Consider the following 26,554-nt stretch of genomic DNA (forward strand, 5'->3'; position numbering starts at 1 on the left):
GTCCGTCGAGGTACGTCGTGTCCCGACTACCCGTCCGGGTCCGAACGATGCGGCCCGTTGAACTGCCGCTTCATGGTGTGTCGCTGGGGTGCGGGCGGCAGGTATCCGTGGCGGTACATCCGTGCGGGCGTGGGTACCCGGCCGTCGTGGTCGGCAGTACGCGGTCATTGCGTGCCGCGCACACCCGACCGTGTCGGCGGCGACACGCGCCGCCACGGGGCAGGCTACGGGCGCGCGCAGGTGCGCGGATCGGAGCGCGCCCGTGGCCGCGTACGGAACAGCGGGGCGGGCCGCCGACGCGAGACGTGGCCGCCCTCCCGCTGGAAGGGGTGGATCCGAATGCCTGTCTCCGCGTCCGTGACGGACCTGCTCGGCGGAGTGCCCGCCGGCGAGCGCGCCGCGATACGGCGAGCGACGCGGCTGCGCACACGACTGGACCGCCTGGAGCGCGGCCGCTCCCCGTTCGCGGACAGCCCCCGTGAGCGCGGCGCCCACTGGACGAAGCCGCAGCTCGTCGCCGAGATCGGGTTCACGGAGTGGACGGACGACGGGAAGCTGCGCCACCCGCGGTTCATCGGGCTGCGGACCGACAAACCCGCGAAGAAGGTGGTGCGGGAGCGGCCCGGTGATGAAGCGAGGAAGAGCTCATGAGTGCCCGAGCGAGGACGAAGGACGAGATCCGGGTCGGCGGCCGGAGCGTGCCGTTGTCCAACCCCGACAAGGAGCTGTTCCCGGACGACGGGATCACCAAGGCCGAACTGGTCGACTACTACCGGACCGTCGCGCGCCCGATGCTGACCCACCTCAGGAACCGTCCGCTGGTGATGGAGCGCTATCCCGACGGATACCGGGGAAAGTCCTTCTTCCACAAGGACGTTCCCGACTACTTCCCCGACTGGGTCCACACCGTGCGCGTGCCCAAGGAGGGCGGCAGCCTCACCATGGCGGTCTGCGACGACACGGCCATCCTCGTCTACCTGGCCAACCAGGCCTGCATCACCCCGCACCCGTGGCTGAGCCCCGCGAACTGCCTGGACTGTCCGGACCGGCTGGTCTTCGACCTCGACCCTCCCGAGGGCGACGGCGACGGTTTCGAGACCGTACGGTGGACCGCCCGTCAGCTGGGTGACCTGCTCAGCGAACTCGGGCTGCGCCCCGCGCTGATGACGACCGGATCCCGCGGCCTGCACCTGCTGGTCCTGCTCGACCGGCGCACCGACTTCGACACCGCACGGCACTTCGCCCGGCGCGTCGCCGACGTGCTCGCCGAACGCCACAGCGACCGGCTGACCACCGAGCCACGCAAGAACAAGCGCCGGGGCCGTCTCTACCTGGACACCCAGCGCAACGCCTACGCCCAGACCTCGGTCGCCCCTACGCCGTACGCACCCGCCCGCACGCCCCGGTCGCCACCCCCTTGGACTGGGACGAGCTCGACGAGCCGGAGCTGGGCCCGCGGCAGTGGACGCTGCGCACCCTCCCCGAGCGCCTCGAGAAGTACGGCGACCCGTGGAAGGGGCTGAGCCGCTGCCGACGCCCCCTCACGAAGGCGGAACGCCGCCTCGACGACCTCCTGTGAGCCAAGGAACGGAGCATGAGACATTCCTTCCCACCGCACCGCTCGCACGTCGTCGTGGTCACCGGCGCGAGCGGGGGCGTCGGCCGTGCCTGCGCGCGGGCGTTCGCGGCACGCGGAGACCGTGTGGCGCTGTTGGCACGCGGCCGGACCGGGCTGGACGCGGTGACCGAAGAGGTACGCGCGGCCGGTGGTACGGCGCTGCCCCTGGTGGTGGACGTGGCCGACTCCCGTGCGGTGGAGGCCGCGGCGGCAGAGGCCGAGCGTGAGCTGGGCTCGATCGACATATGGGTCAACGACGCCTTCACCACGGTGTTCGCGGAGTTCACCGACATCGAGCCCGAGGAATTCCGCCGCGTCACCGAGGTCTGCTATCTCGGTTACGTCTACGGCACACGGGCCGCGCTGCGCCGGATGCTGCCACGCGACCACGGCGCCGTCGTGCAGGTCGGATCGGCGCTCGCCTACCGCGGCATCCCGCTGCAGTCCGCGTACTGCGGCGCCAAGCACGCCATTCAGGGCTGGAACGAGGCGCTGCGCTGTGAACTGCTGCACCGCGGCAGCAAGGTGTCGGTCACGATGGTCCAACTGCCCGCTGTCAACACGCCTCAGTTCGACTGGTCGCTGACCCGGATGCGGTGGCAGCCGCAGCCCGTGCCACCGATCTACCAGCCGGAGGTGGCCGCCCGTGCCGTCGTGTTCGCGGCCGATCATCCGCGCCGCCGGGAGTACTGGGTCGGCGGGAGCACGGTGGGCACGCTGATCGCCAACGCGGTGGCTCCCGGCCTGCTCGACCGCTACCTGGCCCGCACCGGCTACGCCTCGCAGCTGACGGACGAGCCGAAGCCGCCCGGCAGTCGCCACAACCTGTGGCAGCCGCTGGACGGCTCACAGGGCAGGGACTTCGGCACCCACGGCCGGTTCGATGAGCGCGCGAAAGCACATACGGTGCAGGCTTGGGCCTCGCGCCATCACGACGTGGTTGCCCTGGCCGGGCTCGCAGTTGCCGCCGGCGCCGTGGCCGGCCGGGCCGCGCGGCGACGCCTCCTGGGCCGCGGTGGGTGATTGGCGGCGCACGCGTCGGTCAGGCGCCGACGTACGCCGCGAGGTGTTCGCCGGTGAGGGTGCAGCGGGCGGCGATCAGGTCGGCCAGGTCGATGCCCCAGGTCACGTCGTTGCCCAGGATGAGTACGTCGGTGAGGAGTTCGAGCAGTTCGGGTTCGTCGTTGGCGACGCGTCGTGACAGCAGCCGCCGGCCGCAGCCATGTGGTGCCTCCGTGCGGTGTGCTCCTGGTTCCTCCCACGGACGACCTCGCTGGCGACTCCCTGCAGAGCGATCATTCGCAATTCCTAATTGGCAGCCGGGTCGTCGTGGGGCATCGGGCGGCCAATCAGTGCAAGCCACCTGCGGCAGAGCCTTTTGAACCACACCCGACGCCCCTGGGCGGATGAACCATACGCGGGCCCACCACGTCCCGCAGAACAACGTAGGGAGCCTTTTCCGACCTGCCTCGGGTCATGCTGCCCAACATCGTGGGCATGTCGCAGTACGCCGACGACGAGCGTATGACGAACAGGCTGTACACCTCCGATGGCTCGTTCATCAGCACCATGAGCGACATGCGCGGGCTCTGCGCCTACCGGCGGCGACTGCAGCAGCGACCAGGCGTGCCCCTACACCCGCGGCTACTGGGCGCTGTTCCACCGCGACCGCACCGAGTTCGCCTCGAACCCGTGCATGACGCGAGCCGTCTCCGGCCTGGACCGCCTGGTGGCCGTTGACGCACTCCTACGCGAGCATGAGGGCCAGGGAGACTCGCCACCGTAGTCCGCGCGCGCCGGCTCCTATTACCCGGCGCCGGCAGCACCGGCTCGACATCGACCGGGTCCCGCCGGGCGCTGGCCGCGTGGTCGCCCGCCGGCAAGTTCGAAGAGGGCTCACCCGGGCTTCGGGCAGGCAAACAGCCTGACTTCCGCCCGAGCAGGTTCCGCGATCGGTAGAGTCGTTTTCGGGTCGCGGGGTCGGCGCCCTGGGGAGGGGATCATGGCTGCATTGCCGTATCGGGTTACCGAGGCGGAGATGAACCGGTTCCGGGAAACTCTGCAGGACTCACCGCTGCGCTTCGTCGAGTGCGACCACGGTCACCCGATCGACGCCTTCCGGTCGTACTGGAAAATGCATGATGTCTACGTGATGCACGGCGTCCCGCTGGTGCGCTTTGCGTGCGACGAGCTCAGCTGCCTTTCCTGCGGGGTCTACGACATCGCGGCCCGGTGCCGGAGCTTCGGATACATCGGTGTGCCCCGTGATTCCGGCAACGTCGTGGCGCGCGGCTACCCGCGGCACACATCCGACGAATGGCGGGCCGGCGCCAAGGTGATGCCGCGGCTGGACGGGGTGTACAGCCGTCCCGCTTCGCGTGGCGAGTTCATCATCGCCATGCCTACCGCCGACGTGGACAGGTGCCTGTCCTTCACTGATGCTGGCGAGGTGTTCGAATTCACTGTGAGTTACCGTCATGGCTTCGGCTCCGCGCGGAAATTCCACGAGGCCACGCAGGCCGCGCTGCGCGGCTTCGACAACTCACGAGCCGACAACGTGCGCGGTCTGTATACCGTCTCCGGTAATCAGCTGGTCTGCCACATGCTCGCGCCGACCGACACGTCCTACCAGTATCACGCCAAGCTGAGGGGTTCCGTGAGCGAACTGAAAATGGTGCGGACAGACGGGCAGGGAAAGCGGCTTGGCAAGGCCGAGTTCTCGTACCGCAAGCCTCGGTAGGGCCCCTCGGCTTCGGTGTCTCCGCGGGAATCTGCCGCCTGGCGTCAGAGGGCGGTATGAGACTTTGAGCGTTTTCAAACCTGGCTGTGCAGCAGGTCGGCTGGTGTGGGAGTGACGTTGAGGAGGAATTGAAGCTCCTGGAAGATGGGTTGTTGACCAAGATCAACCTGTCCGCCCGGAGCTTCACGTGCTTGTCTACTCATCTGGGATCGATCTGGCCAGCGCAACCCTGCGATACCTGTCCGGCCTGCTGGCCGCCCGGCGCCGGGAGCGCGGGACGCGGTGGCTCCGGCTCGGCACTGACCGGCAGGCCCTGCTGGTCCTGGTCCACATGCGGTGCGGCCACACCTACGCCCAGCTCGCAGCCGGGTTCGGCGGCGGGATCGCCACCGTCTACCGGTACATCGGCGAGGTAGTCGAGGTCCTAGCGGCACTCGCCCCCGACCTCACCACCGCCGTCCGGACTGCCGCCCGCAAGGCGTTCGTGATCCTGTGCGGCACACTGCTGCTGGATAGACCATACCGACGCTCCCCAATGCCGCCAAGAACGGCTGGCCCTCCGAGCACTGGAGCAGCGACGATGACGCTGACAGCGTCACAGAAGTTGAACCAGAACCACACTCGTGAACAGAGCCACGTCAGTACCCGCCGGTGGTAGACCCTCAGTTGCGTCGTCAGCGGGGCCAACGTGTCCCGGATCGCGGACTGCGCATCGGAGTTGAGTCGAGGGCGGCGACTGTGACGGCCGTGCTGATACGCAGTGCTCCGGTGGGTGGTCTGCTCAGAGTCTCCACGGCGCGCCTGCGCTCCGCAAGTGGATGGACGACAGCCAGCGGCTCCAACAGGGCGCCGACGAGTTCATTCCCCAGATGCGCAGCTGGCTGGACGGTAAGCACCTGGAGGTCAAGGTCAACTTGCACCTACGGACGATGCACAAGAAGAAGTCGTGAGTGCCCAGTGCCCTGGGGCCCTGTCCAGCGGGTCGTGCCACAGACGCGGGGCTTGGGCCGCACATCTGCGCCGATGAGTCACCGCTGCTTTCCTGTGACGCGATCCGCCGAACAGGCCCCTAGCCACCGGTACGCAGCCCTCGGCGCTCTCGGCAGAGAGCGGCCAGGGGGCACGGTCATTTTCGTGAGACTGGATGGCTGGCCACGGTATAAGACACCGCTAGAAGGCGCAGGTCACGGCAGCGTGACAAGACACGGATCCTGAGTCTCTACACCGAACCTGTTGGGTCTTACGGCTGATGTCGTAATCGCACGAGCCGTGTCGTACCGATGTCGTATACGACATCGCCGTGAGACTAGCGCGTGGGTGGGTGTTGCTGCCCTGGGTGTGTGGTGCTCGTCGAGCTCCGGTTGGACTCGACGCGTTTCAGTGGTCCATCCGTCTGTGGTGACGGATCTTGTTGCCGTTCCTCTGTGGGCTAATCAGCCCACTCCATGGCTTGGGCGGCACACAGAGCCGGCGAGCACGAGATATACGGAGGTACCAGTGAAGGCAATCGTCGCGACGGATCCGGCCGCGGAAGCAGCCGGGATCACACTCGCGGAGCGGCCTGAGCCGACGCCGGCGATCAACGACGTCGTCGTTGAAGTCCATGCGTCGGGCTTCGTCCCCGCGGAGTGGGAGTGGCCCTCGACGTGGGTCGATCGCGCCGGTCGCGATCGAGCCCAGGCGATCATCGGCCACGAGTTCGCCGGAGTGGTCACCTCCCTCGGCTACGGCACGACGGGGCTCTCGCTGGGACAGCGGGTGTTCGGGATCACGGACTGGCACCGCGATGGAACCCTGGCCGAGTACGCGGCCGTGGAGGCACGCAACCTGGCGCCGCTGCCGGGGAACGTCGACTTCACGGTGGGTGCGAGCCTGCCGATCTCCGGCCTGACCGCGTGGCAAGGTCTGTTCCAGCACGGTCGTCTTCAGGCGGGGCAGAGCGTCCTCGCGCACGGCGCCGCCGGCGCAGTCGGGTCCGTGGTTACGCAGCTCGCCAGGGAGTTCGGCGCCTACGTCATCGGTACCGGGCGGGCGGCGGACCGCCAGGCGGCGCTCGACTTCGGCGCGAACGAGTTCCTCGACCTCGCCACCGAGGATCTCGACGACATCGGCGGGGTCGACGTGGTCTTCGATGTCATCGGCGCTGACATCCAAAGGCGCTCGGCGAGAATCATCCGGCCTGGCGGGACGCTGGTGTCGGTGGTCGGGCCTGTTGAGGCTCGCCCTGTCGACGGCTTGGCGGTCGACTTCGTCGTCGAGTCCGTTCCGAGTCAGCTGGTGGAGATCGTCGACCGGGTGCGGGACGGGCGCCTTCGCACGCACATCGGAACCGTCGCGACCCTCGACGACGCCGTCCCTGCGCTCAACCCGACCGAGCGGCGCAAGGGCAAGACCGTCATTCGCGTGCGCCCCTGAGCGCCCTGGAATGGGCCAACAGCGGTGGTGGGCTGGACGACCGCTGACCTGCCCGGTGTCGGACGAGGAAATGCCACGGACTTGAGACTGATCATGGTGACACGGCCGTGAGACAACCAAGAAAGCCCAGGTCGCAAAAGATCGACATGTCGGACGCGGCGAACATCAGCCTAATGAACAGCTCATGGGCCCCGCACCGGGCATCTACGACTGCCGTAGCAACGTCCCGGACCGGAGCCGTTACGTACTGATTAGCGATCGAGAACCGGTCTAGGACGGGCGGTACGCGCTCACCAGCAGGGTGTCCGCAGTGCGGGACCCGTCGGTGCTGGCGGGGAGCACGTCGGCGGTGATCCTGGTGAACCCGGCCTCGTCGAGCAGCTTGGTCCACACGGGCTCCTGGAGCACCCAGCGGCGCATGGTGGTCGCCTCACCGTCCGGCGTTCTCGCCGGGATGTCGGCGGCCACCGCGTCAGGTCGGGCCGGTGTCCCGTTCAGGTAGTGGGCGAGCGTGGAGTACACCAGCCGCCCGCCCGGCCGCAGCGCCGCCGCCGCGGCCGGCAGCAGCGCGCGCGGGTCGGTGAAGTCCAGGGCGCCGAAGACGCTGTACAGGGCGTCGTACGTGCCGGTCATCGCGTGCAGGTGGGACACCGCGTCGGACGCAATGATGCGCAGGCGTGGCGCGAGGTGGCCGTACAGGTCGGTCGCCATGGCGTGCTGGGCCGGTGAGGCGTCGACCGCGTCAACCCGGGCGGGCTGGTGATGTGCTGCCAGGTGTGCTGCGTGCCGGGCCGCACCGGCGCCGAGGTCTCCCACGCACCGGCCGGTCAGGTCACCCAGGACCTCCGGGCCAGGCCCGGCGTCCTGGCCCCAGTTCCAGTAGAAGGTCCCGGGAACAGCAGGGTCACTGCCGGCCCTGACGCGGCCGTAGTGGTGCCAGAGGTCTGCGGTGCTGGTCGTCACGCGCCCCATCCTGGTCGCCTGCCGCCCGGCGACGGGCCGACTCGGTGAAAGTCCCCCCGGCGCGCAGAAGCCGGGGAACGTCCGCCGCTGCTTCAAACCGTCCCGCGAGGAGATCGCTGAGGTCACCAGCCCGCTCGCGCCCGGCGGCGGCCGGCGCTGAGGCTGCGCCGGCAGCGGCTGCGCGTCTTTTCCTAAGACAACAGACGGACCTGACGGACTAGTCAACTCCGCCCTACACGGGCTGGGTGCAAAACGCGGGGACCATCGCGACGAGCGCTCCTCAATCGGCATGCCGCTGGGTTGATCCTGGGGGAACGAGAAGGGCGCCCCACCTCGGTGCCTTGCTCCACGCCAATGCCCACCTCGAACCGCCTCCTCGTCGAACGCCCCGAGACCAGGCAGCATTTCATGCAGCCTTATGGCTCCACACATGCCTCGCCGGACATACCAAGTGAGGGCCTGAGCGCTGCTATATTCCGCTGCCGGCAGGGTGGGATCGCAGGGGGGTACACATGAACGCAGTCCGACGCACGGTGTGTGCCGTGGCAGTGACCATGGCATTGGGCGTCACGGCTGCGTGTGCCGGGTCTGGGGCGAAGGTTCACTCCGCGGCGTCGCATTCCGCCGGACAGCCGAAGGGCAAGGCTGCGAGGCTCGACCCCAGGGCGCAAGCCGTGGTCATGAGCGAGAAGCAGCTCAACGTGGTCGCCTTCTCTGACACAGACTTCCCGCTGCTCAAACGCGCGCCGAGGAACGACCACACGGGCGTGCTGAGCACCAAGTACAAGGCTGATGCGGGCGGCCCCGAGTGCACGACCTTCCTCAACGCCCAGTTCACGAGCGGTTCCTACTATCACGGGCTACACGAGGTCGACAAGGGATACACCCTCACCACCACTGGCCGTACGGTCCAGTTGGAGAGCGCGGCAGTCAGTTACTCCAGTGCCAGGGAGGCTGAGCAAGTCATCAACGACGCCCGGACCTCCGTCAGACACTGCTCCAACCTTCGCTACCGGCTCCACAACTACTCCTTCTCCTTCGAGGAGATAACCAGTCTGCCGATCCCGCTCACAGGCGACGACTCCACAGCGTTCCAGGAGTCTTGGAGACTGAATGGCGGCAAGGCCGAGCCATGGGCTACGGAACTGATTCGCGTGGGCACCGTCGTAGTGAGCGTAAACGCGGTGAGTAGTCCCGACCCGATCGAGTTGCTCCGGCAGACGGGGAAGCGGGCGGCGGCCGAGCTCCGCCAGGAAGAGGTACGCGCCGCAGATGCTCCCGCTCGGCAAACCCGTTGACGCATGGCCTTCTACCCACTCACCGGAAGACTGAAGCTGATCCGGTCCACCTGACGGGTGCCCCGTGTCGGCTCCGATGCAGTCGAGGCGAGCGGCCAGGCGGGGCGGCGCTCCTCAGCGTGCAGGCCCTCAGGCCATGCGCGTTCCCGCACCGCCGACACGGACACGTGGGTCACCCGCGCGCAGTGTCACCGTGAGCTCGCCGGGGCGGCCCAGGTCCTCGCCCTGGTGCAGGGTGAGGACGGCGTCCCCACGGACGAGGCCGAGCTCACGGACGTACGCGCCGAACGCTGCGGCCGCGGCGCCGGTGGCTGGGTCCTCGATGACGCCGCCGACGGGGAAGGGGTCGCGGACGTGGAAGACCGTGGCCGACTTCCGCCACACCAGCTGAACGGTAGTCAGGTCCAGGCGGAGCATCAGCGCTTCGAGGCGCGCGAAGTCGTAGGCGAGGTCCGCGAGGCGCTCGCGCGTCGCTGCCGCGAGCACGAGATGGCGGGCGCCCGCGAACGCGATCCTGGGCGGGAAGGCCGGGTCGAGGTCTGCGGCCGGCCAGCCGAGGGCGGCGAGCGCCTCCGCGAGGTCGGCGGCGGCGATCTCCTCGATGTGCGGCTCGACGCTGGTGAGGGTGGCCCTGAGTGTTCCGCACACCTCGCTCACGTCCACCCGCACGGTGCCGGCTCGGGTCGCGAACACCATCTCTCCCGGTCCCGTCCGCTCGGCGAGCGCTATGGCGGTCGCCACGGTGGCGTGCCCGCAGAACGGCACTTCGGCCTTGGGGCTGAAGTAGCGGATGGTGAATGCCCGCCCCACGCTCTCGAGGTCCTCCGGGGGCAGGGTCAGGAACGCGGATTCCGAGTATCCGAGGTCGGCGGCGATGGCCAGCATGTCGCTGTCGTCCAGTCCGGTGGCGTCCAGCACGACTCCGGCAGGGTTTCCGCCGTCGGGGTCGCTGGAGAAGGCGGTGTATCGCAACACCTCGGGCTGCGGCACGTTCGTCGTCATGATCGTGACAACGGGGCCCAGTCCACGTCTATTCCGCAACAGCGGCTGAATCGCAGGGGCAGCGCCGCCTCGTCCGAGGAAGGTCATGGCCTGATACGGCACCGGGGTCGACTCATCTGCGAACCGGGATCCGGCGCCCCGGAGTAACGCGGGGCGTCAGGACCCGGTCGGTCGTACGGCGGTCTGCGGCCGCGCCACAGCTTTTGACACTCACGGCGCTCGCTGTCCCTCGTATGTGGTCCGTGCTCGCCCATTGTGGAAGTCCGGGACCCCAGGCGTGGAAAACTGCTTGCCCGGATGGCCGCTCGGGCAGGTCGGGCGGGGCTGGGTGAGGGGCGGCAATGAGCAACACAGGCAGCGCGGTTGACGCATTCGGGGCCTACACGGAGGAGGCCGCGTACTACGACCTCCCGTGTGATGATCTGGATTCGATCCTGCCCGCGTTCGCCCGGGGGCTGCTGGGCGCGGCCGGCGGGATGCTTGCCGTCCTGGGCTACCGGGACGCCCGCACGTTCGGGGACGGTCCTGTGGACCGTGCGGCACCGGGCGTACGGGAGACGGTGCTGTTCCGGCTGCCGGAGTCCTGCGACATGCGCGACGCGGCGTTCCGTGCAGGCGTGGCACGTGCCTTTTATGACCTGGCCGACGATCTCGCCTGCGGCAGGGCACCGGTGCCGCGCTGTGCCGCGGAGCAGTGGGCGCTGGAGCAGATGTTGACCCTGGCTTCACGGGTGTGCGCGGCCACGGACGCGGAGCTCGCCTCCTTGGGGGTTCCCGTGCCGCAGGGCGGGCGGGACGATCCGTACCGGCCGCCGTAATGGGAGGAGGCGTGGCAGTTCGTCGTGGAGGGAGCCAAGTACTCCATCCCCGAGGCCCAGGCCGAAGTGCCGGACGACGACAGTGATGGCGAGGCGCTCGAAGGGGAGGTGCGGGAGCCCGAGCAGGGCTGGGACGCGCCGGACTACTGGTTCTCCCCCTACGGATTTCTCACTCCCCGGGACCCGGACCGCGGGCATCCCGCGTGGGCGCAGGCCCATCTTGAGGGAGCGGCTTTGATCCCTGACGGGCCGCTGGGCGCCGCCCGGATCGCCGAGATCCTGCGGTTGGGTTCCAAGACCGCGGCCTGGGCGGCCTACGACGGCTCGGCCGGGTACGAGGATCTCGCAGAGGTCCTCACCCCTCTTGGCGCCCAACTGAAACAGGTCATGGACGGGGTGGTCGAGGGCCCAGCGAGTGACGACAGTGTCGTGCCGGGTGGTGGCCATGACGTGGAAGACGCCGGCCTGCTCCAGCTCGAACCGCCAGCCCTTGCTGAAGCCGTAGGCGGCGTCCGCCGTCACCCACCCGAACGGAATCTTCTGCGCAATCGCCCGGCGGACCATCGCCTTGGCCATGGCCACCTTCGTCTCGAAGCCGACCTCGTCGTTGATGCCGGCCCGCCTGCACCGCTCGCGGTCATCCGTCCACGACGTGGGCAGTTACAGACGGCGGTCGATCAGCGTGCGGCCACGCGGTGCCGCATAGGCGAGGAAGGCACCGATCTGAGAGTTCTCCGTCCTTCCTGCGGTGCCTGAGTACTGCCGTTGCACGCCTGCCGACCTCGTGCCCTTCTTCAGGAAGCCCGTGTCGTCCACGATCAGCACGGCATCCCGGTCACCCAGGTGTTCGACGACGTAGTCGCGCACGTCGTCCTGGACCTCGTCGGCGTCCCAGTCGATGCGGTTCAGCAACCGATGGAGGCGGTCCGGTGCGGCATGGCCTGCCTGCTCGGCCAGTGTCCAGCCGTTCTTGCGCTCCAGCGGAGCAATCAGCCCGCGCATATACGCAAGCGCCGACTCCCGCGGCTCTGCCCTCGCAAACCGGTGCACGAACCGCCCGTGCAACCGCTCCAACTCACCCGCCCACACACCGACATCAGCAAGGTCCCCACCCATAACCACATCAACGACGGACCTAGCCAGCAGTCACGACAAAGACCGTTGCAGTACTAGAGCTTCGCCCTGGCCACGCAGCTCGGCGGCACCATCCGCCGCCGCACGCAGCACGCCAACCGCATCGCCGAACTCCTGCGCATGGCGGACAGGGCCCACAGCCATGCCTGGAGCCCGCAGCAGATGTCCAGCGGGGAGCAGCAGCGCACCGGCATCGCCGTGGCCCTCGCGAACCACCACGAGCTGGTGCTGGCCGACGACCCATCGGCCAGCTCGACGCCGCAACCTCCGAGGAGGTCTTCGCAGCCTTGGGCACTGCCAACGAAGATTTCGACACCACGGTCGTCGTGGTCACCCACGACATGTCGACCGCGCTGGCAGATTCCAACTTCCCTGCGACTTCACGGAGGCTCTCGACATCCGCCACGGAGTCCTGCCCGAACGGGAGTCGACCACCTCGCGGAGAAACTGACCGTTCCGCTCGCGGTACGCAAACGTCGAGAACCGCGAGACGACGCCGTTGAAGCGATCACTTCGCCGCCGAGGGCGTGAGCTGATCCACCACACGCCCCGCTGGAACCGCCCGCCTCCTGTGATCGTCTTGTGTGCTGGCTGTGTTCGAAGCGGGAATGTGGGGGACGTTGTGATGCGGAACGTGACGAAGGCCAGTCTCGTGTCGATGGCCATGGCGACCGCGCTCGGGGCCTCGGCCTGCGGCTCCTCCCGTGACGGAGCGTCTTCCGCTTCGGCACTAACGTCCTCCGCCACCGTGGAGCAGTCGTCCGGAATCGGGCAGACCCAGGCGTCGCCGATCACCCGGCGCGTGCCGTGGAACCTGGACATTCTGGACCAGCGGTTGCGGCCGCTGAATGGAAAGCTCACCACCACCGCCACGGGCAAGGGCGTTCACGTCTACGTGATCGACACCGGAATGGACATCGCCCACAAGGAGTTCGGCGGACGCGCCCACCTCGGCGCCGACTTCGTTGGCCGGAAGGACTCCAGTGACTGCGCCGACGAGGGCGGGACGGGTCATGGCACCTTCGTCGCTGGCATCATCGGCGGGGCGAAGTACGGGGTGGCGCCCAAGGCGGAGCTCGTACGGGTCCAGGGCCTCCTGTGCGAGAGCGAGGGCGGTGGCTCCCCGGCGGCGGCCGAGGCGGCCGTGGTGAAGTCGGTCAAATGGGTCACCGCGCACGCGCAGAAGCCTGCGGTGGTGAACATGTCGCTCAACTTCGACCACCGGTCAGCGGCCGTGGATGCCGCCGTGAAGAAGATGGTTGACACGGGGATCCCGACGGTGGTGTCGGCCGGCAACTTCCATGACGACGCCTGCAAGCACTCCCCGGCCGGCGTCCCCGGCACGATCGTCGTGGCGGCCTCCACCTCGAACGACCGCGTGTGGAGCGACATGGACTCCTACGGATCGGGATACGGTCGCTGCGTGGACCTGTACGCCCCCGGCCAGAAGGTGACCGCTGCCCTCGCCGGCGGCGGTACGACCACGGAGAAGTACGGCGCCACCTCCTGGGCCGCGCCGCACGCAACCGGCGTGATCGCGCTCTACCTGTCGGCGCACCCCCACGCCACGGTCAACGAGGTCCAGGTCTGGCTCGACCACACGGCCACCCGCGGTGTCGTGCGCGGTGTCCGCTCGGACACCCCGAACCGGCTGCTCAACACCGGCGGTCTCTAACAAGCCCCAGCCGCGGGCGGCTGATGGGCCTCAACTGAACGGCGAGCGCAAGTCGCGGAGCCACCGCGTCCACACGATGCTCGGCGCCGAAACGCTTCTTGTGCCGTGCGCGGCTACCTGTCCACCGCAGCCAAACAAGGCAACAACCTGCTCGACGCCATCACCCGACCCTGCAACGGCCAAGGAGCCTGGATCCCGTTCAGGCCTTGTCGACAGGGCCTGACCACCAATCAGTCACCGGCAGCCTTGCAACCGCCACAGCGCGCTCGTCGTTGGGTGGTGGACTTCTTTGCAATCGGCGACTGGGCGCGCTCGCGGGACAGGACTACGATCTGCTCGACCCGTGCTCTTCAAATCGGTGAGCTACTTCTCCGCACGTTCCGCGCGCATGGGCTTCGATGACCTCCTCCAGGGTCACCGGCAGGCGGCCGACGATGTGTCTGCTCCTGAACCGGCACTCCAGGTCACCGTGTGCGCGATACGCGGTGGTGACAGCCCGGACGTGGCACACTGCCGTCGATCCCAAGGCCGGATCTGGCGTGAAGCTGGGTGCGCAGCTGGTGTATGGCCCAGCTGCGACCGCCTTGGCGAGGAACCGGTTCGGTGCGTGTTGGGTCATCTGCAGCTACTCACCGGGGACTTGGCCCATGCGCTTGGTCCCCGCTGTTCTCGGAAGGAGATAGCACGGCGAGCGCCTGTAGCGCGTTCATAAAGCCGCGCCGGTCCTCAGCCGACAGACGCGCCAGCAGCCGCTCCTCACGCTGCTGGATCGCCGACTGGACCGCATCGCGCACTCGGCGCCCCGTCAGTATGTGATGCCCCTATGTTCGTCAAGCTGCGGTCAGCAGGGTCGTTGAAGCATCAGGCTGCTGGTGGCGCGTAATCATGTCGGCGCGGATCAGGCAGTACACCTCGCGGGCTGCGTGGCGTTTCAGGCAGCGCATGACCTCGCGTTTTCCCTTTCTTTCGGCGGTGCGTCGGTCCAGGTAGAGGCGGGTGCGCTCGTCTTGTCGCATGCGGGTGACCACGATGCGGTGCAGCGCGGCGTTGGCCTGCCGGTCTCCGCCGCGGTTGAGCCGACGGCGCTGGCTCTTCCCTGAGGACTTCTCGACAGGACTGACACCGCACAGGGCGGCGAAGGATGCCTCGCTGCTCAGCCGTTCCGGGTTGTCGCCTGCGGTGATCAGCAGGGCCGCCGCGCTGTCCGGTCCGATCCCGAGCTGCTCCAGCAGGCTGGGCGCGGTAGCCCGGACCGCTATGGTCATCCGCCTTCCGAGCTCGGTGGCTTCTTGCCGAAGCTGCACGACGCGCTGTGCCAGCAGCCGCAGCGTGAAGACTGCCGTGTCGGCTGCCGGGTTGCCCCCGCGGGTGTCGGCCAGTTCTGCGCACCGGCGGACCAGTAGCGAAGTCGAGAGCGGCTCCAGTTCCTCGCGTAGGGCGGACGGAGCGTTGACCAGCACAGCCTTGAGCTGGTTGAGCGCTTGGGTGCGGGCTTTGACCGCGGAGTTCTTCGCCAACCGGAGCATGCGCAACGCTTCCACTTGCCCGTCGCCGCTCTTCGGTAGCGCCCGTGCGATGCCGGACAGCGCGGCCCGGGCGGCAGACTCGGCGTCGATGGCGTCGGTCTTGCCGCGGCGGCGCCGGGTGGATCGGTCAGGCTGGTTAACCTCCACCACCGGAACCTGCTGGGCCGCGAGGTAGCGGGCCAGGCCCGCACCGTAGGAGCCGGTGCACTCCACCCCGGCCCGCAGCACCGTCCCACATTGGCGTGCCCAGTCGAGAAGGTGGCGGTAGCCGGCCGCGGTGGCCGGGAACTCCCCGCTGCTCAGCAGCCCGCCAAGGCGGTCAAGGACGGCGGCGACGTGCACGTCCTTGTGGGTGTCGACGCCGAGCACCACCACGCGCGGCTCGGTCGCGGCCTCGACAGCATGAACAGCAGGAAAGGCAGCAGGCTTGCCGAGGGTGGTCACGGTGCTCCTGTTCGACGACGTACCGATGGCCAGCGCCGGTCGGTGGAGCGGTCAGGACTGTGACGGTGCCTTCGAGGCCAAGGCCCCTATCGGGACACGCTCCGCCGGCCCAGTGCCGGTACATGTCGCTCCGGCCGGGCTGACAGATCAAACACAAGGCACAAGCGGCCAGTGAGAGTACGAGTCAAGCCATGGCCAGAACGACACAGCCACCATCCTCACAGTGAGAGTACACGCGCCCACCAGTCCACCGGATCAGGCTGCCGCCGGATCAGCCCACGTTCTTTCAGGTCGTCGAGGACACCGATGATCCGCGTCTTGTCCGCACCGATGTCCTGCACCAACGCGGCCTGCGTCCGCACCGGTTCGTCGTCGAGGCTGAGCCGCACCGCGTGCGCCCACATGGCCAGCCGTGCTTGCGCAGCACCCGCTTCAATGCACCTGCGCACCCCTCATTGGCAGTTGCTGCTTGACGCCTTCAGATCCCGAGATGCCCATGGGACACACGGGCACCAGTCCGACAACATCAGCACTGTCCCGGTCGCGGACGACGTTTCGGCACCAAGGCACAAGGGCCAGTTGCGACTACCGATCGGTGAGGACGCCTTTGTGCTTCCCGATCTCTACCCGGACGACGAGCAGTTCCTTCGGCTCGCGGAAGCACTCCGTGACGCGACGAAGGACCTGCCTGGCCCGGCAATCCTGTCCGACCGGCCGTTGCGCGCCGGCAGTCTCGTCCACTACCGATACGGTGTCTTCACCGGTACGACCCGGCGCGACAACGAGGGCATGCTCGAAGCGATGCTGCAGGTCTCATCGTCCACGGTGAGGCAGACGACACCTTCCCGGTCGACCAGGCAAGACAGCTGCGGCAACGGCTATTGGATGCCGGCCGGCGGTGCGCCACCACTCCGTCGCGTGCCCATATGCCCCGCTGACAGGCTTTTCAGACGCCCTCCAGTGACCGTTGGTCCCGGCACACGACGGCTGAAGTGACCCGGCCTCGCGGACCGTGTGCAGTATGCTCACCGCACCCGGGCCACGTTGCATGCGCGGCTTTGATGTGACCGTCCGTCACAGTGGCGCATCTGGCGACCAACCCGGCACACGCGGAGATAACCCCTCCTGTGTCGCGGCGCAGCTCTAAGTGGCGGGTCGCTGAAGCAGGTGACGTCGTGGACACCGCGTGAAACATGACCATTCTTGACGGGGTCGGCCGGCTATGCAGGTAGGGCGCGGCCGAGGGGGAAGGGCGCAGGCGATGGATGCCGTAGGAAGGGAGCCGGGGTCCGCAGGGGAACCGGTCAGTGCGGTTGGGCAGGGCCGGTATGCGCTGCAGGAGCCGTTGGGCGAGGGTGGCATGGCGTCCGTGTTCCGTGCGTATGACGCGGTGCTGGGCCGTACCGTCGCGGTGAAGACTCTGCATGCGGAGCTGGCGCGTGATCCGTCGTTCAGGGCACGGTTTCGGCGTGAGGCGCAGGCGGTGGCCGCGCTCAGCCATGCCAACATCGTGGCGGTTCATGACAGTGGCGAGGACGCTGGTGACGGCGGCGTGGTGCAGTACATCGTCATGGAATACGTGCGGGGCCGGTCGCTGTGGGAGCTGATCCGGGACAGCGCGGCCACCGGCGGGACACTGCCGTTGGACCGGGCGCTGGCCATGACGGCGTCGGTTCTGGACGCTCTGGAGTACAGCCATCGGCGTGGGCTGGTGCACCGCGACATCAAGCCCGCCAATGTGATGGTGACCGACGAGGGCACGGTGAAGGTGATGGATTTCGGCATCGCCCGCGCCCTGCAGTCGGACGCGACGGCAATGACCCGGACCGGGACCGTGCTCGGCACCCCGCACTACCTCTCCCCGGAGCAGGCCCAGGGCAAGCCCGCCGACGCCCGCTCGGACATCTACTCGGTCGGCTGCATGCTCTTCGAGCTGGCCACCGGGACGCGGCCGTTCGACGGTGAGTCCACACTGGCCGTGCTCTACCAGCATGTCCAGCAGCCGGCACCGGTCCCGTCTTCGGTCAACGGGTCGCTTCCGAGTGCCGTCGACATGATCGTCGCCCGTGCGCTGAGCAAAGATCCCGCAAACCGGTACCCCAGCGCCGAAGCCATGGCCGACGACGTCCGCCGGGCCGCATCCGGCCGCACTCCCACCATGCAGGTGCTCCCCCACGACGTCCCCACCATCACCGCCCCTGCCGACGCGAACCCCGGCCCCGTGTTCATCAACACCAGCACAAACGACCCTCACACAGGCAACGGTGCTCCACACACCATCACCGTCGATTTCCGTCGCGCGGGCCTGAACGATGCCGGCACAGCGTGGGTCCGGCGGTCGATCAAGGTCGGCATCGGTATTGCCACGGCAATGGCACTCGGCTCGGTGGCCATCGCCGTCTACTTCGTACAGTCCCTGTTCTCAGGCTCCTCCTCTCCCGATCCCCGGGCGACCGGAGCGTTCAGCGGCTGCAGCGTCGACTACTCCTGGGGAGACACAGCCATGCCTCCCTCGTTCACGGGCATGTCACCCGCAGAAGCGAAGACCTGCGCCGAGATCGCGGGGCTGAAAGTCGAGCAGAAGACCACCCTTGGAACGAAGTCCGACAAGGACACCGTGGTCAAGCAGGAGCCGGGGTCGTCCCAGAAGGTCGAGGAGGGCAGCACCGTCACGATCTATGTGTCCACCGGAGGCGACCCCCGGGCTGCGGGCGACCTCGCCGACTGCGAGGTGGAGGAGATCCACGGCAAGATTTCGACGCCGACGTTCACAGGCAGGACCAAGGCCAAGGCACGCCTCTGCGCGGACATAGCCCGAGTGAAGCTGCAGGAAGCCGGGACTGTCCAGGACAAGAACACCGCCCCCGGACAGGTGGCGAAGCAGGAACCCGTCAGCTGGGAAAGCATCCGAGCGGGCAGCACCGTCAAGATATGGATATCCAGCGGTGGCGACCCCAGGGCCACGGGGACGCTGTCCAACTGCGACGCGTACGTCTCGAGCGAGCAGCCCTACGCACCGGACTTGACCTACAAGACGACCGCCGAAGCACGGCTCTGTGCGAAGATCGCCCACGTCAAACTCGAAGAACACACCATCCCTGATCAGTTCACTGCGGCCGGCAACGTCGTGAAGCAGGAACCCGACAGCAGCACACACATAGAACCCGGCGGCACTGTCAGGATCTGGATCTCCACGGGCAGCCCGTAGGATCCCTGTTGTCGATGATGGCGGGTTGACCACGTCGGCACCGCTCTACCCGCCACCCGTCACGTCTGGTTCACGGTGTCCTGCATCAGGCGCACCAGCCCGACGCGTGTGGCCACCTCAACCTTGGCGAAGATCTTGGTCAAGTGAGTCTCGACGGTACGCGGACTCAGGAAGAGCCGTTCACCGATCTGCCGATTGGTCAGCCCTTCACTCACCATGTGAGCTATCTGTCGCTCACGTTCCGACAGCCGATCAAGCGCAATCACCTCATGAGCGCGGCCTGCCGGCCGCGGCTGCCTGGCACCCAGACGGCGCTGCTCTTGGGTGACGCCGGCAGCCGCCCACGCGGCTCCGCGGTCCTGCAGCAACTGTTTGGCGATTCCCAGCTGCTCCTGGGCTTGCTGCACCTGCCCGCTCCCTGCGAGGATCGCGGCCGCCAGGCGGCGGGCCTGGGCCTCGTCCATCCGCATGGCTGCCGCATCACAGATGCGTACCGCTCGGGTCGCCTCGGCCAACGCAGCCTCCGGTTCCCCGGTCGCCAGGAGCACTGTCGCACGGGCGGAGTGTGCCTGGGCGCTGCTGCCGGGAAGATTGAGCCTGGCTGCGATCGCGCAACATCGCTCAGACCACACAGTTGCGCGGGCCACGTCGCCCCGGGCGACCTCTGCCTGTGCTGCGAGCAAGTACCACCGGGAGAGATTGACGGTTCCTGGTATCAGGATTTCGTCCTGGTCGTCGACGAGCAGGGCCAGGCACCCCTCAGCGTCCTGCTGGGCGAGACGAACCACCGCGCGGATCCCCACAGCCACCCCCCTCCACCACAGATCCGTCGAGCCATCGACCATTAGTGCACGCTCGACCAGCTGTGTCGCCGCAAGCGGCCCCTCCTGCAGCAGCGTGGGCAGCGTGCGCAGGGTAAGCGACATCCGCTCGTTGATGCTGTCGCCGAGCAGGACAGCCAGGCCCTCGGCCTGTGCGCCATGAGCAAGCGCAGAGTCCAGGTTGCCGAGGCGGGCGTACGCCTGACATGCAACAAGGTGCAGGGAGGACTGCAGGTGACGTCGACCGGTGCGCCGGGCGACGTCAATGCCGCGATGGGCATGCCGAAGGGCGTCGCCGTACCGGTCAAGCATGACCAACGTCCAGGCGAGCTGCGTGACGGAGTCAAGTGCGTCCGCAAGCTGCCCGTCGGGCAGGCTGTCGAGGAGCCAGCAGCAGCGATCCACCAGCTGGACCGCGTTGTCTGTGTCCCCTGAAAACACCGTGGCAAGACCGAGCGCCGCTGATGCCCCGAGCTCCGTGGAACGATCCCCGTCATCCGCAGCGATCTGGCGGATTTCGGCAAGCCGCGCGGCGCTGCCGCAGAACTGACCGAGCATGAGCTTGGCGCTGGCGAGTTCTGTGTGCAGCGGAGCGGTGGTCAGGACGTCGGCGTCTTCAGATCCCAGCAACTCGGCCTCAACCAGCGCCGCTGCCTCCTGGAAACGTCCCAGCAGCCGGTCCACCGCGGCGCTGAACGCGACCAGGTCGGTTCGGTGCGTCCGGGAGGCGGTGCCGTCCTCAGCCAGCAGTTCATGGAGCAGGATTCTGCTCTCCACGGCCTGACCGCTCATGCCGAGAGCGCGAGCCAGCATGAAGCGCAGCGCTTGGCGGTTCGCGTCATCTTCAGGGAGCAGACCCAGCGCCAGGCGCAGAAAGTGGACAGCGGCAACCGGCCCGCTGGTGCGAGCCGCTTCCACAAGCACTGCGCTCGCGGCCCGGTCGCCCGGCTGGGCGAAGCGCTCGACGTGGTGCGCACGAATCTCGATGGGAGCGTCGGTACCCTCCAGATATTCGGCAGCAAGACGGTGTGCGGTTCGCCGCCAGGCGTGCTTGGTCGCGTGGTAGAGGGTCGCCTCCAGCAGCGGATGCCGAAAGCGCAGGCCGGCGCCGACGGGCCGCATCAGGTCTGCGGCGACCAGAGCATCGAGCGACTCCTCCACTTCCCGGCCCGCCAGGCCAGTTATCGCCCCGATGAGTTCGGTTCCGGTACAGAGCCCCGTGACTGCCAGGGCTGATGCGACGCTTCGGTCTCTGGGCGGCAGTGCGTCCACTTCGGTCAGCAGCACTGCGCGGGCACTGTGAGGGATTGACTCCGGGCCGATACGCACGGGGCTCTGCTGGATCCCCGCCAGGTCCGCATCCGACATGGCGGACAGCGCGGTGATGTAGAACGGGTTGTTGGCACCAGCCTGTGCCAGCAGTTCACGCCTGGCTGGGTCTGCCGCGTCTCCGATCAACACCGCGGTCTCGTCGTCGCTGAGCGCATCAAGCTGCAGGCGGATGATGGATGAGTCAGTGCCGGTGGTGGGGGCGGAGCCGATGGCGACCGCAAGCCGGCGGCAGATCTGGCGCGGCCGATACGCCACGACCAGCACGAAGGGTACTGCCGGAGGCTGCCGTACGAGATGGGTGAGCATCGCGAGCGAGGCATCGTCCGCCGCATGGACATCGTCAAGAAGCAACACCAGGCCCGGCGGCATGACCAGACGCTCCAGCATCAGCTCGACGGAGCGATGGAGAAGCCGACGGTTTTGCAGATGGTCGTCGCGATCGCCCGCTGTCTCCTGCGCCTTGCCGAGGCTCGGGAACACGGTTCTGAGCCTGGCACGGTCCGTGGCCGGGAGCATGCCGCACGCGGAGCTCAGGGCCGGGCTGTCCAGCGCATCGGCCATCAGCCCGAACGGGACGATGCGCGCCGCCTGGTCCCCCGCGGCGCTCCTGACGTGCAAGCCACGGTCGCGTGCCGCACCAGCGATCTCGGAGAGCAGCCGGGTCTTCCCGGTACCGGGATCCCCGGCGACCGTGAGGATCGTGGTCGTCCCGTCGGCCACCTTGTCAAGGACGGTTCGGCAGACAGACCACTCCGCCGCCCTGCCGACCATCGTCACGTCCGCGCTGCACTGCGTGCCCGCTGTTCGCCCCGTTGGTGAGCCGCCTCCCGTGGTCCCCGGGTGAGGGCGCCCCGGCTCGGACACGATGCCGTTTCCCCGTAGTTCATCACCGACATGGCCGAGTGTCATTGCTGTGGTTCCTTTCGATTCCCTTGCGTTCTGCGCGCCGATGGCGACATGAGGGCGGCTGCGGCGGTCAGAGCGCTGGACATGCCCTGACGCTAGGCAAGGGATCACCGCATGTATAGCTAAAGATTTTTACGTATCATTAGCGTTGGTAAGTGCGGTGGTCGTGCCAGTGCCCGACGAGTTCGGCGTAGGCTGAGGTCGCGAATGACCGGGGCGGCGCAAGGCCCGTATGCGAAGGTCACACGCTCCATGGACAGACTGTGGTCAGCGGGCAGGTCACGCGGTGGGTTCGCGGCACATCGGCCCACGTGCGCGGAGCTGGCGACAGCGGTGAGGCCGGCTCGCGCCGGGCGGGAGGGCACGCCGGATGTCGCGCCGCCATCGCCGGGCTCCTCTCCCAGTCGGTGCAGGACGGCTCCGAGTTCCACACCCCGCCCCAGGAACCCAGGGTCTGTGCCATCGATCGCATTGCGGGATCCACCGAGGTGAGCAGACACCCCACGGCGCCGACCAGGGCACCCGCTGTCAGACCGTAGTCAGTGAGCAGCACGGGTGCCGCGGCCAGTGTGCCCAACACCGGGAGTTTCCCTCCGGCCAAGACGATCAACTTGTTCGCGGCGCTGATCCACGCGACGCGCCGGACCGCCACCTCCCACTGGGCAATCAGCGCATCCATGCGCGCGCCCGCCCACGGCCGGGCCCCACAGGCGACCAGGTCGCGCAGACCTGTCAGGGCGCCGCCGGCTTCCCGGGCGATACGCTCTTCCGCGATCAGCATCTGCCGCTGAGCGATGCTCAAGGGATGGAGCACTGAGGCACAGGCCGCCAGCGCGATCGTGATCGGCAATCCGGCGATGAGCACAACGGGCGGGGCGAGTGCCGCCAGTCCGATGAGGGCCATCACCAGCGACACGCTGAGCTGCCGAATCGATCGCAGCAGCGCCGACACCAAAGAGCGCACCGTTTCCACTTGTCCGGTGAGCCGGGCCACGCTCGCCCCGTCCAGGGGCACGGTGCCTGCCGCGGCACGGCGGAGAGTCTGCGTAACCACGGCACTGACCAGAGCGTCCCGAAGCGGCTCGACGAGCGCGCCCAGCCGGGGAAGGAGAGCCCGGGTCACCCCTGCCCGCACAATCAGGAGCGCCGCAAGCACACCCAGCCAGCCCAGACCGACCAGCTGTCGCCCCACGAGGAATCCTCGGTCGAGGGCCTGGGCCAGCACAAGCCCGGACATCAGGGCCGGCAGCGACTCCACCGCGGACAGAGCAAGGACCCCGACAACGGCAGCACGCCGAGCTCTGAAGAACCTCCCGAACATCCGCCAGCCGGGCTTCATCACGGCAACCTCCGGCATCAGACGTCCCTCACAGCCTTGGCCTCGGCACCGAACAGCGCCCTGTATTGCGGGTCGTGCCACAGCTGGGCGTGGGGAGCAACCGCGCGGATCCGCCCGTCCGCCAGCCAAGCCACCACATCGGCTGCGGACGCGGTGGAGGCACGGCGCGCAACCATGACCATGGTGCAGCCGATGAAGGCAGTCCTAAGGGTCTGGGCGACCTGCGCCTCAGTGGCGGTATCCAGGCTGGACATGGCGTCATCCAGCACCACCACGCGGCCGCCCTGGCAGAACGCCCGTGCCAAGCCCAGACGCTGGCTCTCTGCACCCGAGAGGGGAGCCTGCGTCAGGCTCGTGGCGTACCCGCCCGGCAATCGACGCACGAAGCCGTCGGCACACGCGGCCCGGGCGGCCTCTTCGATCACGGCTCTACCCACGTCGGGCCGGGCCAGGCCGATGGTGCCGTGCACCGTTTCGCCAAGCAGCGCCGGACGCTCGAACGCATAGGCGACGCAATGTGCCAGCGACATGAGCGTCAGTTCCCTGACCGGCACGCCGTCCAGCAGCACCATTCCCGCGTCCGGGTCATGAAGCCGGCCTATCAGTGCGGCGAGGCTGCTCTTCCCGGCTCCGGGGGAACCCACCAGGGCAACAGCCGTGCCGGCCGGAATTTCGAGATCGATGCCATCGAGCACCGTCTTGCCCTCGGCGCGCACCGAAACGCCCCGGAACGCCACCGCGCAGCCGCTCGTGGAATCGCCGAGTACACGTTGCCCCGCACTCGCCGCCGGCTGGTTCAGGACCTCCGCGATCCGGCGACCGGACGCTGCCGCCCTGGCCGGGCCGACCACCGCGTCCACCTGCCCGAGCAGGCCGGCAGCGATCGCCACGTACCCGCTGACGGCGATCATTTCACCCGCAGAGATCCGCCCAGCCGTGACTTCGTTGCCGCTCACCACAAGGACGACCACCTCGATCGCCGACAGCAACAGACCCATCTGCCAGGCGGTTGATCGTTGCAGACGCCACATCAGGTGTCCCGTGCTGCCCAGCTGGGGCAGCGGAGCCAGGACCCGCGCCGTCTCTTGCTCCACCGTGCCACTGGCCCGTATCGTCCGGATGCCGCCGAGTGCCTCCATCAGCCGGGCCACGATGTCGGCCTGCAGTTCCTGGTAACCGGCAAAGACCGAGGTGCTTCGCGCCAAGAACACCCGGACCACGGCATACACTGCAGGCAGACCGAGCAGGAACGCCATCGCAGGGCGCCAGTCGATGCGCCACAGACAGACGACACCGACGACCGACGTCGCCGCCGACACTCCGGCTTCGAGCACACTGAGCCCGGCGTGCACCGCCTCAGGGCAACTCGCGGCGATCCGGCTCGTGACCTCCGCCGCGCCGTATCGGCGCTGTCCCGCCAGGCCCGCATCCAGCGCCCGCCTGAAGAGCACCCGCCGCTGCCACCCGGTGGCAGCGGCCCCACCGGCCCACTCGGTGAACTCCCCTGCGGCGCCGGTCAGCACGGTCACGCCGATCAGTGCCGCAGCAGCATTCATCGCGCCGCCCAACGGCCGGTGTTCCAGCACGCAGTCAATGACCTGCGCTACGAGCGCAGGCGTCGCCAGAGCCGCCCCGGCGCGCACCCCCATTGACAACCAGCGCGGACCCGACATGGGCAGAGCTCTCATCCGTGCTTCCATTCGAGTAGCCGCACACAACTGACCGGCATGGGAACACCGCCGACCGCCGGCACGGCGCTGCCATCGGACAGTCGGACGGGTGACCCAGCGCCCGACCACGACGTCCGCTATGCGTTCCAGGCTGCAGCGTTGCGAACTACCAGGTGCGCTTGCCCATGCGCTGCACCAGCGCGTAACACGACCCGCTGCGCTCCCCGGCGCAGCGCCTCCGCCGCCGGAAGGACACCGACGCTAGACACCGCCGAGCCCAGCAACATCAGGCAGACCCCGCCCCCACCCCCGTAACCACGCACGAGAACACGCCAAGTGATGAAAGGACAGAACACTGCAGGCTACTGTCATCCAGCCACCAGGCCCAACGGCCGGTCCGCTGCGGACCGAAGCCGGTGGCGGCTACGGACAAGGAGATTTGACAGTGAGAACGCATCTCATCGGCGGCGGTTGGGACACGGAGGCCACCGAGGCGGTCTACAGGCCCTTCCTGGCCGACGCCTCCCGGCATCGGGAACCCACGGTGGCAGTGCTGCTGCTCGACGAGGGCGATGGAGCACAGGACTTCGCGCGGTACGACACAGCGCTGCGCAAGGCCGGCAGCTGCACTCCAGTGTCGGTACTGGTTCCGCTGGGCGGGACCCTGGACCCCGCGCGGCTCGACGGTGCGGACGCCCTGCTGGTGGGCGGGGGACTGACGCCGGCCTACCAGGACGCATTGGCCCCCGTATTCGGTGACGTGACCGGACTGCTGGCTGAACGGGGCATGCCCTACGCCGGGTTCTCCGCCGGCGCGGCGATGGCCGCCGGATCGGCACTGCTCGGCGGATGGCTGTCCGACAACGTGCCCGTGTGCCCCGAGGACGCCAGTGAGGACCTGGACGAGATCGAGGTCAGGCCCGGCCTGGGCCTGGTGCCGTGGACGGTTGATGTGCACACCGCGCAGTGGGGCACACTGCCACGTCTGATCGAAGCCGTAGCCCTCGGGCGCAGCTCGCACGGAGCAGGAGTGGCGATCGACGAGAACACCGTGCTGGTCTGCGACGACGAGCGGGCGCAGGTGTCCGGGCTGGGCCGTGTGCATCTGGTACGGACGGGACAGAACGGTGTGGAGGTCCGCGCCTACCGCCCGGGACAGCAGTTCACGTTCTCCCCCGGCAGGCCCGACGCCCCATGACGTGCAGTGTGCGGGCACGGCTCCCCGGGAGCGCCCGCACACCATGCTCGCAGGCGGCAGCTCAACGGTCGAGCAGTCCGTGTTCGCGCAGGTGGCTTCGCTCTCCCGGCCATCGCCGTGTGATGGTCAGCGATCTCGGCTGGGCCGCGATCTTGCTGCGTCCGAGCGGGCGAACTCCAGGCCCGGTGCTGACAGTGGCCCGCCGCCACCCCTGGCTGGCGGCCGACGAAGTTGCCGCGCCCCACGGGACTCGCTCGTCCTCACCGGTGCGGGAGCGAACGATCTCCACGTCAGGCCCGGGGACGTCCTGCCTGCCATCAGCCCAGCCCCTGATCAGGCATCAACGCACGTGTTGACCCTGACCCCTCCAAAACCTATTACGTCTCCGCCTGCCGCTCCGTACCCTGCACACTTGGCGCCGAGCAGCAAGCATCTCTGACAAGGAGT

18 protein-coding genes and 4 pseudogenes are annotated in these 26,554 nt (G+C 68.2%); 13 read left to right on the forward strand and 9 right to left on the reverse strand.

The annotated features are described in order from the left end of the window. Positions 1-339: 339 nt before the first annotated feature. From ACFYZZ_RS25460 to ACFYZZ_RS25470, 3 genes and pseudogenes are all read left to right on the forward strand, one after another. Positions 340-651 (forward strand): hypothetical protein, encoded by a 312-nt coding sequence (locus tag ACFYZZ_RS25460; RefSeq protein ID WP_389180149.1) that lies wholly within the window; start codon positions 340-342, stop codon positions 649-651. Continuing rightward, a pseudogene (gene ligD / locus ACFYZZ_RS25465) lies at positions 648-1,579 on the forward strand (non-homologous end-joining DNA ligase). The gene ACFYZZ_RS25460 and the pseudogene ligD overlap by 4 nt, the downstream one beginning before the upstream one ends. 15 nt (positions 1,580-1,594) lie before the next feature. Beyond that, entirely contained in the window at positions 1,595-2,641 is a 1,047-nt protein-coding gene (locus ACFYZZ_RS25470; RefSeq protein WP_389180152.1) for an SDR family oxidoreductase, read from the forward strand. Between the two features lie 79 nt (positions 2,642-2,720). Here ACFYZZ_RS25470 and ACFYZZ_RS25475 read toward each other — a convergent pair. After that, a pseudogene (locus tag ACFYZZ_RS25475) lies at positions 2,721-2,924 on the reverse strand (hypothetical protein); the annotation flags it as partial. Between the two features lie 696 nt (positions 2,925-3,620). Here ACFYZZ_RS25475 and ACFYZZ_RS25480 point away from each other — a divergent pair. The 4 genes and pseudogenes from ACFYZZ_RS25480 to ACFYZZ_RS25495 all read left to right on the forward strand — a co-directional run bounded on the left by ACFYZZ_RS25480 (position 3,621) and on the right by ACFYZZ_RS25495 (position 6,773). Then, positions 3,621-4,358 carry a hypothetical protein gene (locus tag ACFYZZ_RS25480; protein WP_389180155.1) on the forward strand — a complete coding sequence of 246 codons (738 nt, stop codon included), beginning with the start codon at positions 3,621-3,623 and terminating at the stop codon, positions 4,356-4,358. A 187-nt stretch (positions 4,359-4,545) separates the two neighbouring features. Further along, positions 4,546-4,881, forward strand: a pseudogene (locus tag ACFYZZ_RS25485) (transposase family protein); the annotation flags it as partial. Between the two features lie 295 nt (positions 4,882-5,176). Beyond that, positions 5,177-5,308: a hypothetical protein gene (locus ACFYZZ_RS25490; protein ID WP_389180158.1), complete on the forward strand. Its 132-nt coding sequence runs from the start codon at positions 5,177-5,179 to the stop codon at positions 5,306-5,308. A 547-nt stretch (positions 5,309-5,855) separates the two neighbouring features. Then, positions 5,856-6,773 (forward strand): NADP-dependent oxidoreductase, encoded by a 918-nt coding sequence (locus tag ACFYZZ_RS25495; protein WP_359556751.1) that lies wholly within the window; start codon positions 5,856-5,858, stop codon positions 6,771-6,773. 270 nt (positions 6,774-7,043) lie between these two features. Here ACFYZZ_RS25495 and ACFYZZ_RS25500 read toward each other — a convergent pair whose 3' ends face one another. Beyond that, positions 7,044-7,745 (reverse strand): methyltransferase domain-containing protein, encoded by a 702-nt coding sequence (locus ACFYZZ_RS25500; RefSeq protein ID WP_389180161.1) that lies wholly within the window; start codon positions 7,743-7,745, stop codon positions 7,044-7,046. A gap of 671 nt (positions 7,746-8,416) precedes the next feature. On the opposite strand from ACFYZZ_RS25500, the gene ACFYZZ_RS25505 reads away from it, so the two are divergent. Next, positions 8,417-9,034: a sensor domain-containing protein gene (locus ACFYZZ_RS25505; RefSeq protein WP_389180165.1), complete on the forward strand. Its 618-nt coding sequence runs from the start codon at positions 8,417-8,419 to the stop codon at positions 9,032-9,034. Positions 9,035-9,163: 129 nt separating this feature from the next. Here the strand turns inward: ACFYZZ_RS25505 and ACFYZZ_RS25510 are convergent, their stop codons facing one another. Next, positions 9,164-10,036, reverse strand: coding sequence for a PhzF family phenazine biosynthesis protein (locus ACFYZZ_RS25510; protein WP_389180168.1), 873 nt, complete (start codon positions 10,034-10,036; stop codon positions 9,164-9,166). A gap of 341 nt (positions 10,037-10,377) precedes the next feature. Here ACFYZZ_RS25510 and ACFYZZ_RS25515 point away from each other — a divergent pair, with 341 nt between their 5' ends. Then, positions 10,378-10,854: a hypothetical protein gene (locus ACFYZZ_RS25515; RefSeq protein ID WP_389180171.1), complete on the forward strand. Its 477-nt coding sequence runs from the start codon at positions 10,378-10,380 to the stop codon at positions 10,852-10,854. Between the two features lie 378 nt (positions 10,855-11,232). Here the strand turns inward: ACFYZZ_RS25515 and ACFYZZ_RS25520 are convergent. Then, positions 11,233-11,970: pseudogene (locus ACFYZZ_RS25520) on the reverse strand (IS701 family transposase); the annotation flags it as partial. Positions 11,971-12,060: 90 nt separating this feature from the next. Here ACFYZZ_RS25520 and ACFYZZ_RS25525 point away from each other — a divergent pair. Both ACFYZZ_RS25525 and ACFYZZ_RS25530 read left to right on the forward strand, forming a co-directional pair. Further along, positions 12,061-12,519, forward strand: a complete 459-nt coding sequence (locus ACFYZZ_RS25525) for an ATP-binding cassette domain-containing protein (protein WP_389180948.1) — start codon at positions 12,061-12,063, stop codon at positions 12,517-12,519. 94 nt (positions 12,520-12,613) lie between these two features. After that, positions 12,614-13,663 (forward strand): S8 family peptidase, encoded by a 1,050-nt coding sequence (locus ACFYZZ_RS25530; RefSeq protein ID WP_389180174.1) that lies wholly within the window; start codon positions 12,614-12,616, stop codon positions 13,661-13,663. 830 nt (positions 13,664-14,493) lie between these two features. Here ACFYZZ_RS25530 and ACFYZZ_RS25535 read toward each other — a convergent pair. Further along, positions 14,494-15,564 carry an IS110 family transposase gene (locus ACFYZZ_RS25535; protein WP_389180951.1) on the reverse strand — a complete coding sequence of 357 codons (1,071 nt, stop codon included), beginning with the start codon at positions 15,562-15,564 and terminating at the stop codon, positions 14,494-14,496. A 287-nt stretch (positions 15,565-15,851) separates the two neighbouring features. Next, complete coding sequence (locus ACFYZZ_RS25540) at positions 15,852-16,037, reverse strand: hypothetical protein (protein ID WP_389180177.1); 186 nt, start codon at positions 16,035-16,037, stop codon at positions 15,852-15,854. Between the two features lie 857 nt (positions 16,038-16,894). On the opposite strand from ACFYZZ_RS25540, the gene pknB reads away from it, so the two are divergent. Beyond that, entirely contained in the window at positions 16,895-18,841 is a 1,947-nt protein-coding gene (pknB, locus tag ACFYZZ_RS25545) for a Stk1 family PASTA domain-containing Ser/Thr kinase (RefSeq protein WP_389180180.1), read from the forward strand. Between the two features lie 59 nt (positions 18,842-18,900). Here pknB and ACFYZZ_RS25550 read toward each other — a convergent pair whose 3' ends face one another. From ACFYZZ_RS25550 to ACFYZZ_RS25560, 3 genes are all read right to left on the reverse strand, one after another. Further along, positions 18,901-21,765, reverse strand: a complete 2,865-nt coding sequence (locus ACFYZZ_RS25550; protein WP_389180954.1) for an AAA family ATPase — start codon at positions 21,763-21,765, stop codon at positions 18,901-18,903. Positions 21,766-22,141: 376 nt separating this feature from the next. Then, positions 22,142-23,257 carry a hypothetical protein gene (locus ACFYZZ_RS25555; protein ID WP_389180183.1) on the reverse strand — a complete coding sequence of 372 codons (1,116 nt, stop codon included), beginning with the start codon at positions 23,255-23,257 and terminating at the stop codon, positions 22,142-22,144. Further along, a complete protein-coding gene (locus tag ACFYZZ_RS25560) occupies positions 23,257-24,927 on the reverse strand; it encodes an ABC transporter ATP-binding protein (protein ID WP_389180186.1) in 1,671 nt (556 codons plus the stop codon). Before ACFYZZ_RS25560 ends, ACFYZZ_RS25555 begins: the two co-directional genes overlap by 1 nt. A gap of 427 nt (positions 24,928-25,354) precedes the next feature. On the opposite strand from ACFYZZ_RS25560, the gene ACFYZZ_RS25565 reads away from it, so the two are divergent. After that, positions 25,355-26,107: a hypothetical protein gene (locus ACFYZZ_RS25565; protein WP_389180189.1), complete on the forward strand. Its 753-nt coding sequence runs from the start codon at positions 25,355-25,357 to the stop codon at positions 26,105-26,107. Positions 26,108-26,554: the final 447 nt, after the last annotated feature.

It is taken from the genome of Streptomyces sp. NPDC001816, from assembly GCF_042892235.1.
In the GTDB taxonomy this organism is placed as follows: Bacteria; Actinomycetota; Actinomycetes; order Streptomycetales; family Streptomycetaceae; genus Streptomyces.

Coding starts and splice junctions, on each gene's coding strand:
- ACFYZZ_RS25515 (WP_389180171.1), top strand. CDS start 10,378: ATGAGCAACACAGGCAGCGCGGTTGACGCATTCGGGGCCTACACGGAG.
- ACFYZZ_RS25555 (WP_389180183.1), bottom strand. CDS start 23,257: ATGCCGGAGGTTGCCGTGATGAAGCCCGGCTGGCGGATGTTCGGGAGG.
- ACFYZZ_RS25505 (WP_389180165.1), top strand. CDS start 8,417: ATGAGCGAGAAGCAGCTCAACGTGGTCGCCTTCTCTGACACAGACTTC.
- ACFYZZ_RS25460 (WP_389180149.1), top strand. CDS start 340: ATGCCTGTCTCCGCGTCCGTGACGGACCTGCTCGGCGGAGTGCCCGCC.
- pknB (WP_389180180.1), top strand. CDS start 16,895: ATGGATGCCGTAGGAAGGGAGCCGGGGTCCGCAGGGGAACCGGTCAGT.
- ACFYZZ_RS25550 (WP_389180954.1), bottom strand. CDS start 21,765: ATGGTCGGCAGGGCGGCGGAGTGGTCTGTCTGCCGAACCGTCCTTGAC.
- ACFYZZ_RS25490 (WP_389180158.1), top strand. CDS start 5,177: ATGGACGACAGCCAGCGGCTCCAACAGGGCGCCGACGAGTTCATTCCC.
- ACFYZZ_RS25470 (WP_389180152.1), top strand. CDS start 1,595: ATGAGACATTCCTTCCCACCGCACCGCTCGCACGTCGTCGTGGTCACC.
- ACFYZZ_RS25500 (WP_389180161.1), bottom strand. CDS start 7,745: ATGGGGCGCGTGACGACCAGCACCGCAGACCTCTGGCACCACTACGGC.
- ACFYZZ_RS25540 (WP_389180177.1), bottom strand. CDS start 16,037: ATGTGGGCGCACGCGGTGCGGCTCAGCCTCGACGACGAACCGGTGCGG.
- ACFYZZ_RS25480 (WP_389180155.1), top strand. CDS start 3,621: ATGGCTGCATTGCCGTATCGGGTTACCGAGGCGGAGATGAACCGGTTC.
- ACFYZZ_RS25510 (WP_389180168.1), bottom strand. CDS start 10,036: ATGACGACGAACGTGCCGCAGCCCGAGGTGTTGCGATACACCGCCTTC.
- ACFYZZ_RS25530 (WP_389180174.1), top strand. CDS start 12,614: ATGCGGAACGTGACGAAGGCCAGTCTCGTGTCGATGGCCATGGCGACC.
- ACFYZZ_RS25560 (WP_389180186.1), bottom strand. CDS start 24,927: ATGAGAGCTCTGCCCATGTCGGGTCCGCGCTGGTTGTCAATGGGGGTG.